Genomic DNA, 14,252 nt, shown 5'->3' with positions numbered 1-14,252 from the left:
ATGAGCGAAGCCGATCCTTCCAAAAAACGACCGCTTATCCCCTTTGGCGAATTGATTGCGCTAGCGGCGCTGGTCGTATCTGCCCTCGGCGTCTGGATCGCTTGGGAAAGCAGCAAACCGAGCGGTCCCACGCAGATCGTCGAGCAGCGTAAGCGGGTGCCATTAGCATTGCGGGGGAGCGTAGACGATCGTGGAGAGACCCTGACCATCTCACCCGCTGACCCATCCCACGCGCTCGAATCCATCGTCCTGAAGATTGGTAGATCGTCGATCGAGGTCGGCAGCGACGGGAAGTTCGACGCCTCGCAAATCCAGCAGACACTGAAAAGCGGCGGAGACGAGAGCAAAGGGACAGTCCTGCGGCTGCCCATGAAAGCTGAGGCTCGATACGTCGAAGATGGCGTCGATCGGCGCGGGGGCGGCAATTATGTCCTTCGCTACAAGTGGGAGGGCGGAGGCTTGTTCGGCGGCCGCTCGCTGCGGTTAGTGGGTTTTTCCCGCGCGTGAGGCGCGTGCGCGCTTGACGGCACGAGAGGCCTTCAGTGTCATATTGCTCGCCATCGAGCTGGTGGTTCTCGGTCGCGCCCTCCTCCGTCCCCATCGCCAGCCGGCGTCCCGCTTCGCATGGGTTCTGGTAATCGTAGTGGCGCCCATCATCGGGGCGATCGGATATTTGCTACTTGGAGAGGCGCGAATTGGCGGCCGCCGGCGCGAGCGCGGAATGGCCATCGACGCCAGGCTGCTGAGGCCGGCCACAACCCTCCGCGATGCCGACACGACCAGACTTGGCAGCTACGGGGGGACTTTCCGCCTTGCTGCATCGATCAATGGCCTCGGGCCAACTTCGGGCAATCGCGCCTCGCTCGCCGCCGACAGCAACCGCGCCATCGACGAAATCGTCGCTGACATCGACGCCGCCAAGACCACCGTCCACGCCTGTTATTACATCTGGCTGGCGGACGGGAACGGCCTCAAGGTCAAGGATGCATGCCGACGCGCAGCGAAGCGCGGCGTCCAAGTTCGCGTGCTTGCCGACGCTTTCGGGTCACGCGCGTTCATCGGATCGCAGCATTGGCGCGATCTGAAAGAGGCTGGCGTTGCTGCCTGCGCGGCGATTCCGCTTGGCAACCCGCTGATGACGATCCTGCGCGGAAGACTGGATCTTCGCAATCATCGCAAGCTGACCATCATCGACAACCGCATCGCGTGGATCGGCAGCCAGAATACCGCCGATCCCGAGTTTCGCGTCAAGCCGCACTATGCCCCGTGGGTGGACATCATGACCCGCTGGGAGGGGCCGGCCGCTCAGCAGTGCCAGTACCTCTTCGTGTCCGATTGGCTAGCCGATGGCAGCGACGATCCAAGCCATTGCCTGACAGACGCCGTCCCATCCGGCAGCGACGGCATCACGGCGCAAGTATTCGGCACCGGCCCGACACTTCGCTACGACGCCATGCCCAGTTGCTTTGCATCGTTGATCCACGCGGCGCGGGAGCAATTGACCGTTACGACGCCCTATTTCGTGCCCGACGAGCAGATCCTTTTTGCGCTAACCGCTGCCGCTCGGCGAAGAGTGTCGGTTAAGCTCATTCTCCCCGCGCGGGTCGACAGCCGCTTCGTCGCAGCGACCTGCAAGAGTTACTATCGCGACTTGGTCGCCGCCGGGATCGAGCTGTACGAGTATCGCTGTGGACTGCTGCACGCGAAGACGATCGTCGCCGATCGAACAGTGGCGCTGATCGGGTCTGCCAATCTCGACCGCCGCAGCTTCGAGCTCAATTTCGAGAACAACATCCTTTTCACCGACCCGGGCTTCGCGGCGCAGGTCATGGCGCGGCAGGCCGACTATCTCGCCGACAGCCGCCGCGTCACGATGGAGGATATTGAGCGCTTCACCCTTGGGCAGCGCCTTTGGCAGAACAGCGTGGCTATGCTCAGCCCGCTGCTCTGACCAGCTAGTTAGCCGACGATTTCTTCAGGCTTGAAGAAATATTCGATTTCGATTTTTGCGTTCTCATCGCTGTCCGAGCCGTGAACCGAGTTCGCTTCGATCGATTCCGCATAGGTCTTGCGGATCGTGCCCTCGTCGGCCTGCTCCGGGTTCGTGGCGCCCATGACGGTGCGGTTGCGGGTTACGGCATCCTCGCCCTCGAGGACCTGAACCACGACCGGGCCCGACGTCATGAAGGTGCAAAGGTCGTTGAAGAAGGGACGCTCCTTGTGGACGGCGTAGAAGCCCTCGGCCTGGTCGCGGGTCATGTGGATACGCTTCGAGGCAACGACACGCAGACCGGCGTCTTCCAGCATCTTGGTCACGGCGCCAGTCAGATTGCGGCGGGTGGCATCGGGCTTGATGATCGAAAAAGTGCGCGTCGCGGCCATGACCGGGCGATCTCCTGTGGTTGGAACGGGTGGAATTTGAGGCGCGGCCTAGCCGCGCGACGCGGAGTGGGCAAGGCCTACGCCTTCTGCACCCAGCGGCCGCCCTCTTGCGCCCAGTAGCGACGCTCAACGCCTTCCCTCCCAGCCAGCAGTTTCCATGCCAGCCGCGCCGCATCCAATGAGGCTGCGTCGAACAAATAAAAGCTGCGGTCGTAAGTTAGTGCCGCTTCCCGCCACACGCCGTCGGCAATGAGCATGTTGCGCGCCTGATTGGGCGCGTCGGAACCGGTGGTCAGCAAGATCGGCTGATCGGCGTCGTCGACGGAACCGGAAAGCCCATGCGGGAGGAAGCTGGTAGGTCCCTGGTCCCACAGCACCCGATCCAGGCGCGCAAGGGCAGCCTCGTCGTCGGCAACGACAAGCAGTCGTTCGTCCAGCGCCAGAACTTTCTCTGCCAAGCTGGCGATGACCTGTTCGGCTGCGAGACCAGCAAGCTGGTAGAAATCAACTTTCACTGCTGATCAGCAGACTTGCCCGCGCGGCGGCACCGCTCGGAACAGAAGCGAACCTGTTCCCAGTCCCGCTCCCATTTCTTGCGCCAGGAGAAAGGCAACCTGCAGGCCGCGCAGATCTTCGACGGCAGGTCCGTTTTCCGGCGCATTTTGGGCACCGGCGATCAGTGCTCGAGGTTATCCGCGACATACTGGTCCAGCAGCCGGACGCCGAATCCGGTCGCACCCTTGTCGAAGGTCGATGCGGCTTTGTCGGACCATGCCTTGCCCGCCATGTCGATATGCGCCCACTTGGTGTCGTTCTCGACAAAGCGCTGGATGAACTGCGCGGCAGTGATCGAGCCGCCTTCGCGCGGGCCGACGTTCTTCATGTCCGCGATCGGCGAATCGATCAAGCGGTCGAAGGTCTCCGCGAGCGGCATGCGCCACAACTTGTCACCGGACTCCTCGCCGGCGGCCTGCAGCTTGCCCGCGAGATCCTCGTTGTTCGAGAACAGGCCTGCCCACTCGTGCCCAAGCGAGATGAGAATGGCCCCTGTCAACGTGGCCAGGTCGATGATTGCCGTCGGCTTGAAGTTGCGCTGGACGTAGGTGACCGCATCCGCCAGCACGAGGCGACCTTCCGCGTCGGTGTTGATGACCTCCACCGTTTGCCCCGACATCGTCGTCACGACGTCCCCAGGACGCTGCGCATTTCCACCAGGCATGTTCTCAACGAGGCCGCAGATGCCGACGATGTTCGCCTTAGCCTTGCGGCCGGCGAGCGCCTTCATTGCGCCGACCACGGCGCCGGCGCCGCCCATGTCCCACTTCATGGCTTCCATGCCGGCGGCGGGCTTGATGGAGATGCCGCCGGTATCGAACGTTACGCCCTTGCCCACGAAGGCCACCGGCGGCGCGCCCGCACCCGCGCCGGTCCATTTCAGGATCAAGAGGCGCGCCTCTCTGACCGATCCCTGCGCTACGCCCAGCAAGGCGCCCATGCCCAGTTCGGTCATCGCCGCGCGGTCCAGCACTTCGACTTCGAGGCCTAGGCCATCGACGGACGCTGTCACGTGGTCAACGAATGTCTCTGGATAAATGATGTTCGCCGGCTCGGTGACGAGTTCCCGGGTTAGAGAGACACCCTTGGCCACAGGCGCCCAGCGGTCTTCGTAGCGCTTTGCCGCCGCCGGATCGCCGCCCACGACGACAACCTCTTCAAGGGTTGGCTTTTGATTGTCCTTTAGCTTGGTCCGGTACCGATCGTGGCGCCACGAACGGAGCAAGGCGCCGAAGCCGACCCGGGCGGCGGCATCAGCGTCGTAATTTAGACCGGTGATGTCGATGACGGCGATCTTCTCGCCGGACGTCAAAAGTCGCGCCACCGCGTTGCCGCCGAGCTTTTCGGCTGCCTCCTTGGGCGCACTGCTTCCGGTGCCGACCACGATCAAGCGTCGAGCGCCGCCTCCGTCATCATAAAATTGCTCGGCGACACCGGAAGCATCGCCTTCGAAACGCTGACGATCGAGCGCCGCCGAAACCGCTTTCTCCGAGGCGCCTAGCGACGACAACGTGCCGCGATCCTTGCCCGCAACGGGCAGAACCAGCGCATATTCGCCGGCGGGCCGGCTATCGGCGAAACGAATTTTCATGAGTATCCCTTGCAAGCGATCAGTTGCGGCGACCTTTAAGATGCAACTGAAAGCTTGGCAAAGTAGCGTCTTGAACGATTGTCCCCGCCGCCCCGAGCCTCTAGTCAGGCGCAAAGATCATCTTTGGGAAGTTGGGGCGGGACGAGCGTTGCGGACGAAATTTGTCTGGTGGACCGCGCTCCCCTTGCTTTTGACGGTCCCGGCAGCCGCTGAGGCGCAAACCACCGCACCGGCTGCTGCGCCCGCCGCGATCGTTCCGCCTGACCAGATCATCGAATTCAGCGCCGATTCCGTCGCCTACGACAGTGAGGCGGAAACGGTCACTGCCACCGGCGACGTTCGCATGAACCGCGACGGCAATTACCTCGCGGCCAATCAGGTAATCTGGGAGCGGAAAACCGGGCAGGTTTTCGCACGGGGCAACGTCGTCATGCTGACCCCGCAAGGGGACAAGCTTGTCGGCGAGAATGTCCAGCTGACGGATACCATGCGCGATGGCACGATCGACAATCTGATGGTCGTGCTCGCCAGCGGCGGACGAATTGCCGCCCGCCGCGGCTCCAGGACGAATGGCGTCCTGAGTCTTACAGACGCTATCTACTCGCCTTGTCCGGTGACCAGCGACACAGGCTGTCCGAAGCGGCCAAGCTGGTCGATCACGGCGGCGCGCGTGGTCGACGACCCGGCCAGCAAGCGCGTCCGCTTCGAAGGCGGCCGGATGCAGCTGTTCGGCATCAATCTCCCATTGCTGCCGATCTTCAATATTTCCCGGGGCACCGAAGGCGCCACGGGCCTGCTGGTACCCGATATCGCCGTCTCAAGCCGCAACGGCTTTGAAGTCGCCGTGCCGTATCATTGGCAGCTTGGCCCCAACCGCGATGCGACGATCACGCCGCACGTCTACACCAACGTCTTGCCTGCGCTGGATGCGCAGTATCGCGAATTGAACAGTCTTGGAGCATTCCAGCTTCACGGGTTCCTGACCTACGGCGAGGTCGATCAGATCGATCCAACGGTCACAGCCGATGACACCAAGCGGTTCCGCGGCTACTTTGAGGGCAACGGCCGGTTCCAGCTCGATCCCGTCTGGAGCATTACCGCCTCGCTTCGCGCCGCAACCGACAAAACGGTCACCCGCCGCTACGACCTGACGAACGACGACCGGCTGCGGAACGTCATCAATGCCGAGCGGATCACGCCGGACAGCTACATCTCGATCGCCGGTTGGGCCTTCCAAGGCCTCCGGGTCGACGACCGCCAGAAGACCATTCCAATTGCCCTTCCCGCGATCGACGCTCGCTTCCGTGTCGGCGATGTTGCCGGCGGCAAGATTGAACTTCAGGCCAATAGCTTGTCGCTTTACCGGGTCGAGGGCCAGGATACGCAGCGCGCTTTTGCGAGCCTGCGCTGGGATTTGCGGCGCATCACCCCTTGGGGTCAGGAACTGGACCTGACCGCCTATGGACGGGCCGACGTCTACCATACCGACGAAGCCGAGCTGACGGATGTCGCAATTTATCGGGGCACCAATGGCTGGCACGGCCGTGCAATCGGGGCGCTCGCAGCAGACATCAAATGGCCGTTCATCGGTCCGTTCCTGGGCGGGATTCAGCGGCTCACTCCGCGCGTGCAGTTCGTTGTCACGCCTCGCACCTCCAACATCGACATTCCCAACGAAGATGCTCGCTCCGTCGACCTGGAGGATAGCAATCTTTTCGCGCTGAACCGCTTCCCTGGCTATGACCGGTGGGAGGATTCTTCCCGCGTCACCTACGGGCTGGACTGGTCGATCGAGCGCAAGAACCTGTCGATCGACAGCAACATTGGGCAGAGTTTCCGTTTCGAAAAGGTTCGCACGATCTTCCCGCAAGGCACCGGCCTCACCGGGCGGGTCTCCGATATCGTCGGAAGGACGCGGATCCGCTACGGCAACTTCATCGACATCACCGACCGCTTCCGCATCGACAAAAAGAACTTCACGGTTCGGCGCAACGAGCTCGATCTTACGATCGGCACCAACGATACCTATGCCCAGATTGGCTATCTTAAGCTCAACCGAGACATCGATCCGTCGATTGAGGATCTCCGCGACAAAGAAGAGCTCCGGGTCGCTGGAAGGATCAAGTTTCGCAAATACTGGTCGATCTTCGGTGCGGCAGTCATCGACCTGACCGACAAGAGCGAGGACCCGCTTTCGCTCGCCGACGGCTATCAGCCGATCCGCAACCGCCTGGGGATCGAATATGAAGACGATTGCCTGCAACTTGGCCTGACGTGGCGGCGCGACTATGAGCGCATCGGTGCCTTCCGTAAGGGCAGCACCTTCGCCATTCACTTGGCGTTGAAGGGGGTCAGCCGCTAAGCCTGCGTTCAGCGGGCCCGCAGCAAGGGCAAGTCACGAAAACCAAGGGATTAATCTGATCGTGAGTTCAACTTTCCGAACGAACGCGGTGCGCGCGTTGATGCTGGGTGCGGGCGCGGGCCTTGGATTGGCGAGCGGTGCGCTTGCGCAGGCGGGCGATCAGCAAGCCGCGGCGGCACCTGCCTCGGTCAACAGCAGCCAATCCCTTCGGCTTCCGCAGAACCCGCAGGTGTTCGGCCAGGCAATGCCGTCGGTGGTGAAGGCCACGGCAATCGTCAACGGCGACGTGATCACGCAGACCGACGTCGACCAGCGGCTCGCATTCATGGCGATAGCCAACGGCGGCGAAATCCCGAGCGGTGAGATTGACCGCCTCCGCGAGCAGGTCCTACGCAACTTGATCGACGAAATGCTCGAAATTCAAGCGGCAAAGACCGAGAAGATCGAGGTCAAGCAGTCCGAAATTGACCGAACGGTCCAGCGCGTGGCGGAGAACGCCAAGAAAACGCCGGAACAGATGGCCGATCTCCTTGCCAGTCAAGGCTCCAATATTAAATCGATGCGCCGTCAAATCGAGGCGGAAATCGCTTGGCAGCGCCTGCAGCGCGCGAAGATCGAAAGCGGCGTCAGCGTCGGCGATGACGAGGTAAAGGCCGTGCTCGACAAGCTCAACGCGTCGAAGGGCACCGAGGAATTCCGGATCAGTGAGATTTTCCTGTCGGCTACCCCAGCCACGGAAGCGCAGACCCTGGACAACGCGAACAAGATTCTCGCGCAGCTGCGTAACGGCGCCTCATTCGCCGGCTATGCGCGGCAATATTCCGAATCGTCGACTGCGCCCGTCGGCGGCGACCTCGGGTGGGTTCGTCCCGAACAATTGCCAGCATCATTGGCCGCCGCTGTGCGTCAAATGGATGCCGGTGCAATCAGTAACCCCATTCCCGTCGGCGGGGGCTTTTCGATCATCGCCATCCAGGACACGCGCAAGATTTTAACCGCGGACCCGCGTGATGCCGTGCTGGCGCTGAAGCAGGTCTCGATCAATTTTCCGAAAGGAACCTCGAAAGCCACGGCCGAGCCGATTGTCGCCCGCTTCGCCGAGGCTGCCCGCAATATCGGCGGCTGCGGCGGCGCGGAACGTCTCGCGTCCACCTTCCATGGCGAAGTTGTCACGAGCGATCAGGTCAAGATGCGCGATTTGCCGCCGGCCCTTCAGCGTCTGATGCTGCCGATGCAGGTAGGTCAGGCGACGCAGCCGTTCGGGACGCTCGATGAAGGCGTCCGGGTGCTGGTAATGTGCGGCCGCGATGAAGTCGATTCGACGGCGCCTAGCTACGATGACGTGTACAACCAGTTGAACGAGGAACGCGTGAACTCGCGCGCCCGCCGCTACCTGCGCGATCTTCGCCGCGACGCGGTAATCGAATTCAGGTAGATCGCTCAGTGAGAAGCCGGAGCTGATGGCTCGCGCGCTACAAAATCCACTGGCGGTCTCGCTTGGCGACCCTGCAGGGATTGGTCCCGAGGTGATTGCCAAGTGCTGGGACAATCGAGACAGCTTCGCTTTGCCCGCATTCGTGGCCATCGGTGACCCGCGGTCGGTAGCCGCGGTATGGGATGGGCCCATCGAGTTGGTCGACGACCCCCGTCAGGCGGACGCGGCATTCGATTACGGGCTACCCCTCATCCAACTCAACGCTCCCGAACGCGACCAGCCGGGTCACCCGAGTGTTAGCGGCGCGCATACGTCGCTCGATTCCCTTGAGATTGCGGTAGGACTTGCGCGTTCGGGCTCGGCCTCGGCTGTCGTCACTGGGCCGGTCGCCAAGGAACAACTTTACGCCATCGGATTCGCTCACCCGGGACAGACCGAATTTGTGGCCGAACGCTGTGGCGTTTCGCCGCAGAATGTAGTGATGATGCTGGCAGGACCGACTTTGCGTACCATCCCAGTCACCACGCATCTGCCATTGACCGAAGTGCGCGACCGTCTGAGCAGTATTTTAATCGAATGCCGCGGGCGCGCGGCTTTGCGTGGATTGCAGCGAAATTTCGGGATTGCCGAACCACGGCTGGCAATTTCGGGACTCAATCCCCACGCCGGCGAGGGCGGCAAGCTCGGTCACGAAGAAATAGACATTATCGAGCCGGCGATTGCCGCATTGGCGGCTGAAGGTTGGCGTGTGACCGGCCCCCACCCCGCCGATACGATGTTCCACGCCCGCGCCCGCGCCAATTACGACGCTGCGTTGTGCATGTACCACGACCAGGCGTTGATTCCGATCAAGGCACTTCATTTTGAGGAGGCGGTCAACGTGACGCTAGGTCTGCCAATCGTTCGCACCGCACCCGACCATGGCACAGCCTTCGACATTGCGGGGCTCGATCAGGCCGATCCAAGACCTATGGCGGCGGCGATGCGCATGGCTGCCGACAATGCCGCTCTTCGCGCGGAAGTCGCTTGACCGAAAGCTCCGAGCCCCTCCGTGACGTCATTGCCCGGCACGGGCTAACCGCCAGCAAGGCCCTCGGGCAGAACTTCATCCTCGATCGCCAGCTTCTTGCCCGCATCGCTGCCGTGCCCGGTATTCGCGAAGGAGAACGCGTCTATGAGGTCGGGCCCGGTCCTGGGGGGCTGACACGCGCACTGCTCGAAGCTGGTGCGAAAGTGACCGCTGTCGAGCGCGACCGCAGGTGCATCCCCGCACTGGAAGAACTCAGCGATGCCTTTGCGCATCGGCTTCAGCTAATCGAAGGCGACGCCCTCCGGATCGATGAGCCGGAGATGGTGCCCGGCGCGCACGTGGTCGCGAACCTTCCTTATAACGTTGGGACGGCCTTGCTGCTCAAATGGCTTAGCGGCGACATGTGGCCGCCCTGGTGGCGCTCGCTCACGCTGATGTTTCAAAAGGAGGTGGCGGAGCGCATAGTCGCCTCCCCGGGAAGCGATGCGTACGGTCGGCTTTCCGTCGCGGTCCAGTGGCGATGTGCGGCTCGTATTGCGATGACAGTCAATCGTTCCTCCTTCGTCCCGCCACCGAAGGTCACGTCAGCAATTGTGCATATCGTTCCAGGCGAGCAGCCGGCCGGCGTATCGCCCCGCACTCTGGAACGACTGACCGAAGCAGCCTTTGGTCAGCGCCGCAAAATGCTCCGCTCAAGTCTGAAACAGCTGGACGGGGCGCTAAAAGCTGCGGAAATCGTCGGCATTGATACTCAGCGACGGGCGGAAACCCTGTCCGTCGCGGGATGGGTAAGCCTCGCCCGACAGCTCGACGCTTAGTTCGACTTCGGGCTTTCCGGCGATTTGGCGGAGGCAACGGTCGGACCGCGACTGATCGCGCCCGACAGCTGAGCAATCTGCGGGCAGCCCTTGGTACCACAGATTGTCTGAAGCTTCTGCAGATTGGCCTGCGCGCGAGCGGTCGCGCCTAGTTCGACCATCGCTTCGCCCTGTACGGCGATCGCATCCGCATCATTAGGCTCGAGCGCGAGCGCCTTGCTCGTCATCAGGATCGCTTTCCCGAACAGGTGCTGCTTTTCAGCGACCCGCGCGATGTCCACGTAGGCGCCACGGTTCCGCGGATCGACCGCCAGCGCCGTTTCGAGCAGATCCTCGGCGCTCTCCAGTTTTCCCGCGGAAATCAACGCTCGCGCCTGCTTCAGCAATTCAACGGAACGCGGCAAGATCTGATCGTCTGCCCGCTGGCTTGCGACAGGTGCCGCCACAACCAAACCAGCAATTCCGACGAGCAGTAGGCGAGACAGAGACTGCATTAAACTCTCCAAAGCACCGTTCAGCCTAGCATGGCCGGCGTAGTCGCGCGACGAAAAACCCGTCAGTTTGGTCGTGACCCGGCGTTAATAATCTTCCGCCACCGTCATGCCTTCCTCCCTCGATGGGCAATGGCTCACTAATCCACGATGAATGATGCTCTAGGAAGCGCGCGATCTGCCCCGCCCCCTCACGGGACAGCAGGGAGCAAACGGCGTAAACCAATGCTCCGCCGGGTCGAACAAGCTGCGCGGCAATGTCCAGCAAGCGCTCTTGGCTGGAAATCAGACGCTCAAGCCGATCCGGCGTCAGCCGCCATCGGCCCTCGGGGTTGCGGCGCCATGTTCCGCTGCCCGAGCAGGGCGCGTCGACAAGGACTGTGTCGGCTCCGTCCCGCCAATCAGCCAGCTCATCCAGTTCCCGCGGTTGATTGAGCAATCGGGTTTCGATCGTCGCACCCGCACGTTCAGCGCGCGGTCCCAACTGCGCTAAACGCGCGCGGTTGCTGTCGGTCGCGAGGATCGTAATGCCGGGAGCCGCGGCAACCAGCGCGAGCGCCTTGCCGCCAGCCCCTGCGCACAGATCGAGCAATCGTTCGTCATTACTGGCTTCACAGGTCAACGCGATCAGCTGGCTGCCCTCGTCCTGGACTTCGACAAGCCCGGACATAAATGCCGCGCGATCGTCGACTTTGGTCTCAGCAGGTAGCCGCAGGCCCCACGGGCTGAGTGGCGTCGGGACCGCCTCGGCGAACTCGTCGAACATTCTGTCCCGTGACGTGCGAGCAATATTCACGCGCAAATCGAGCGGCGCACGATTGAGCAAGGCAGGCCACTCAGCTTCGTCCACCAGCGGCGACAGCAGCGGCTGCAGCCACGAAGGAACATGTCCGGCGTCGGCCGGTATTTCACCGTCGCCAAGTGCGTCCGGACCGCGTGGTTCGCCAAACCCTGACAGAATCCCGGGATCGTCCTGAGCCAGTCCCAGGATCGCTGAGCGGCCGCTAATCGGAATTTCTGCTGACCGCCGGATCGCCCGGAACACCAGTTCCCGGACCGCCCGCCGGTCCTTTGAACCGGCGTAACGGCGCTGCTTGAAGTATCGGCTGACGATCGTGTCGGCGGGTGGCCCGTTGCCATGTGCAGCGGCAATGACTTCGTCGAGTATCTCAACGGCGGCTTGGGTCCGCGCGGCGGGCGTCATGGTCTATCGCGTCGGGTAATTGGGCGCCTCGCGGGTAATCGTCACGTCGTGCACGTGACTTTCCGACAGGCCCGCGTTGGTAATCCGGACAAAACGCGCGCGCTGACGCAGATCCCGCAACGTGGACGAACCCGTGTAGCCCATCGCCGCCTTCACACCGCCGACCAGCTGATGGACGATCTCGCGGACAGGACCCTTGTACGGCACTTGGCCCTCGATCCCTTCGGGAACCAGCTTCAAATGATCCTTGATGTCCTGCTGGAAGTAACGGTCCGCCGAGCCGCGGGCCATGGCTCCGACCGAGCCCATGCCGCGATACGATTTATAGCTGCGGCCCTGGTACAGGAAAATTTCACCCGGAGCTTCGTCGGTCCCCGCGAGTAGCGAACCGACCATCACGGTCGATGCGCCCGCAGCCAGCGCTTTCGCCGCGTCTCCGCTTGTTCGCAGCCCACCATCAGCGATGACTGGTACGTCCCCCGCCGCGCTCGACGCCTCCATGATCGCCGTGAGCTGCGGCACGCCGACGCCGGCGACGATGCGCGTTGTGCAGATCGAACCGGGACCGATGCCAACCTTGATCGCGTCGGCGCCTGCGCCTGCAAGCACCTTTGCGGCCTCTGCTGTCGCGACGTTGCCAGCAACGACCTGCACTGAGTTACTGAGCGCCTTCACGCGTTCCACAGCGGCGGCCACGTCGCGATTGTGCCCGTGCGCGGTATCGATGACCACGCAGTCGCAGCCGGCTTCGATCAGTGCCTCGGAGCGCGCGAAGCCCGCATCCCCCACGGTGGTCGCAGCCGCCACGCGGAGGCGCCCTTCCCCGTCCTTCGTGGCCAACGGGGATGCGACAGACTTCTCGATGTCCTTGACCGTGATGAGCCCGACGCAATGGTCCTCGCGATCGACCACCAGCAACTTTTCGATGCGACGCTGATGAAGGATCTTGCGAGCCTCGGCTTCAGTGGTGCCCACCGGCACAGTCGCAAGGTTCTGGTGAGTCATCAGTTCGCTGACAGGTTGGCGGGGATTTTCGGCGAAGCGGACGTCGCGATTGGTCAGAATCCCGCACAGCTTTCCTGACTTTTCAACAATCGGAATGCCGCTGATCCGGTTCGCCTTCATCAACTCCAGCGCTTCAGCCAGCGTCTGGTCCGGCGTCATGGTAATCGGATTGACGACCATTCCACTTTCGAACCGCTTCACCTGGCGGACCGCAGTTGCCTGCTCCTCGACGGACAGATTGCGGTGAAGCACGCCGATGCCACCGAGCTGCGCCAGCGCGATGGCCATGTCGGCTTCGGTCACCGTGTCCATTGCCGAGGACAGCACGGGGATGTTGAGCGGAATTTCGCGCGTCAGGAACGTGCGCGTGTCCGCCTGGCTGGGCAGCACACTGGATTCGAGCGGCTGCAGCAAGACGTCGTCGAACGTCAGGCCAAGGGGGATGTCGGCGATGTTATTGAGTTGAGCCATATCGGCCCATGGCAGGCGGTGCGCGATTCGCCAAGCCTCAGCCGGCGCGCTCCAGCACCCGCTTAGCGGTTTCGACGTGCATGCGCTCGATCATCTCATTGCCGAACCGCTCGGCGCCGCCGTTGAATGCCTCGACCAGCGCTTGCGCACGTTCGACTTCAGCGGCGCTCGGCGCGAAAGCGCTGTGGCAGCCAGCGATCTGGTTGGGATGAATCAGGCTCTTGCCGTCGAAGCCAAGCCGGCTCCCGTCCGCCGCCTCGGCGGCAAGCCCATCGGGATCGTCCAGACCGTTGAAAACTCCATCGAATACCGCAATCCCGGCGGCGCGCGCGGCCAACACGATCATCTGCAGTGCCGCCGAGATTGGCTCACGGGTCGCGTTTATCGGCAGGCGCAGATCGGCGCGAAGGTCATTTGTGCCGGCAATCAGGCCTGCACAAGAATGGGCAATCTGTGGCGCCGCCAAAACCCCCGCCGCCGTCTCGATCATCGCCATCACCGGCTTCCCCGTCGTCGACGCCACATCGCGCACCAGATGTTCGGACGACGCTCGGGGCACGACGACCAGATCGGCCTTCGAGCGCGCCACCGCATCGAGATCCAGCGAATGCCATCCCGTACCGACGCCGTTTATCCGAATAGCGACCGGCATCCCCCAGCCCGTGTTGACCGCTTCGACGGCTGCGCGACGGCCTTCCGCCTTGTCGGCCGGCTTCACCGCATCCTCCAGGTCGAGGACGACGAGGTCCGCTCCTGCATCCCGCGCCTTGGCGATGGCCCGCGGGTTGGACGCCGGCAGGAACAATAGCGACCGCACGGCGAACAGGTCGACGCCTTTGTCGTTTTTGGCTTCCGCTTGCGTCATGGCCGACGCATCATGCCCTGCAACAGGGATATTGGGGAAGAGG

Annotated in this window: 14 protein-coding genes; 6 read left to right on the top strand and 8 right to left on the bottom strand. The window is 62.7% G+C overall.

Annotated elements, in window-relative coordinates; translation table 11 throughout:
- Window positions 1-507 carry a hypothetical protein gene (locus tag QU596_RS02020; protein ID WP_308516763.1) on the top strand — a complete coding sequence of 169 codons (507 nt, stop codon included), beginning with the start codon at window positions 1-3 and terminating at the stop codon, window positions 505-507.
- A gap of 61 nt (window positions 508-568) precedes the next feature.
- Complete coding sequence (gene cls, locus QU596_RS02015) at window positions 569-1,951, top strand: cardiolipin synthase (protein ID WP_420030951.1); 1,383 nt, start codon at window positions 569-571, stop codon at window positions 1,949-1,951.
- Between the two features lie 8 nt (window positions 1,952-1,959).
- Here the strand turns inward: cls and ndk are convergent, their stop codons facing one another.
- From ndk to QU596_RS01995, 4 genes are all read right to left on the bottom strand, one after another.
- A complete protein-coding gene (gene ndk / locus QU596_RS02010; protein WP_308516760.1) occupies window positions 1,960-2,382 on the bottom strand; it encodes a nucleoside-diphosphate kinase in 423 nt (140 codons plus the stop codon).
- Between the two features lie 77 nt (window positions 2,383-2,459).
- Entirely contained in the window at window positions 2,460-2,897 is a 438-nt protein-coding gene (locus tag QU596_RS02005; protein WP_308516759.1) for a DNA polymerase III subunit chi, read from the bottom strand.
- Window positions 2,894-3,043 (bottom strand): DUF2256 domain-containing protein, encoded by a 150-nt coding sequence (locus QU596_RS02000; protein ID WP_308516757.1) that lies wholly within the window; start codon window positions 3,041-3,043, stop codon window positions 2,894-2,896. Before QU596_RS02000 ends, QU596_RS02005 begins: the two co-directional genes overlap by 4 nt.
- Window positions 3,044-3,058: 15 nt before the next feature.
- Window positions 3,059-4,528, bottom strand: coding sequence for a leucyl aminopeptidase (locus QU596_RS01995; RefSeq protein ID WP_308516756.1), 1,470 nt, complete (start codon window positions 4,526-4,528; stop codon window positions 3,059-3,061).
- Between the two features lie 184 nt (window positions 4,529-4,712).
- On the opposite strand from QU596_RS01995, the gene QU596_RS01990 reads away from it, so the two are divergent.
- From QU596_RS01990 to rsmA, 4 genes are read left to right on the top strand one after another with little or no spacing between them, the layout of a single operon-like run.
- Window positions 4,713-6,890: an LPS-assembly protein LptD gene (locus tag QU596_RS01990; protein WP_308516754.1), complete on the top strand. Its 2,178-nt coding sequence runs from the start codon at window positions 4,713-4,715 to the stop codon at window positions 6,888-6,890.
- 58 nt (window positions 6,891-6,948) lie between these two features.
- The gene (locus QU596_RS01985) at window positions 6,949-8,325 is read left to right on the top strand and encodes a peptidylprolyl isomerase (RefSeq protein ID WP_420030950.1); all 1,377 of its coding nucleotides are present in this window, start codon (window positions 6,949-6,951) and stop codon (window positions 8,323-8,325) included.
- Between the two features lie 25 nt (window positions 8,326-8,350).
- Entirely contained in the window at window positions 8,351-9,355 is a 1,005-nt protein-coding gene (pdxA, locus tag QU596_RS01980; protein WP_308516750.1) for a 4-hydroxythreonine-4-phosphate dehydrogenase PdxA, read from the top strand.
- A complete protein-coding gene (rsmA, locus tag QU596_RS01975; RefSeq protein WP_308516748.1) occupies window positions 9,352-10,173 on the top strand; it encodes a 16S rRNA (adenine(1518)-N(6)/adenine(1519)-N(6))-dimethyltransferase RsmA in 822 nt (273 codons plus the stop codon). The genes pdxA and rsmA overlap by 4 nt, the downstream gene beginning before the upstream one ends.
- Here the strand turns inward: rsmA and QU596_RS01970 are convergent.
- The 4 genes from QU596_RS01970 to QU596_RS01955 are packed head-to-tail and all read right to left on the bottom strand — an operon-like array spanning window position 10,170 to window position 14,209.
- Window positions 10,170-10,667: a tetratricopeptide repeat protein gene (locus tag QU596_RS01970; RefSeq protein ID WP_308516746.1), complete on the bottom strand. Its 498-nt coding sequence runs from the start codon at window positions 10,665-10,667 to the stop codon at window positions 10,170-10,172. The genes rsmA and QU596_RS01970 overlap by 4 nt on opposite strands.
- 25 nt (window positions 10,668-10,692) lie before the next feature.
- Window positions 10,693-11,868, bottom strand: coding sequence for an RsmB/NOP family class I SAM-dependent RNA methyltransferase (locus tag QU596_RS01965; protein WP_308516744.1), 1,176 nt, complete (start codon window positions 11,866-11,868; stop codon window positions 10,693-10,695).
- A 3-nt stretch (window positions 11,869-11,871) separates the two neighbouring features.
- The gene (gene guaB, locus QU596_RS01960; protein WP_308516743.1) at window positions 11,872-13,344 is read right to left on the bottom strand and encodes an IMP dehydrogenase; all 1,473 of its coding nucleotides are present in this window, start codon (window positions 13,342-13,344) and stop codon (window positions 11,872-11,874) included.
- 37 nt (window positions 13,345-13,381) lie between these two features.
- Window positions 13,382-14,209 carry an HpcH/HpaI aldolase/citrate lyase family protein gene (locus QU596_RS01955; RefSeq protein WP_308516742.1) on the bottom strand — a complete coding sequence of 276 codons (828 nt, stop codon included), beginning with the start codon at window positions 14,207-14,209 and terminating at the stop codon, window positions 13,382-13,384.
- Window positions 14,210-14,252: the final 43 nt, after the last annotated feature.

This window comes from Sphingomonas flavescens (genome assembly GCF_030866745.1).
Taxonomy (GTDB): Bacteria; Pseudomonadota; Alphaproteobacteria; order Sphingomonadales; family Sphingomonadaceae; genus Sphingomicrobium; species Sphingomicrobium flavescens.
Note: the sequence above shows the minus strand (reverse complement) of the source record. Positions and strands in the feature narration are given on the sequence as shown.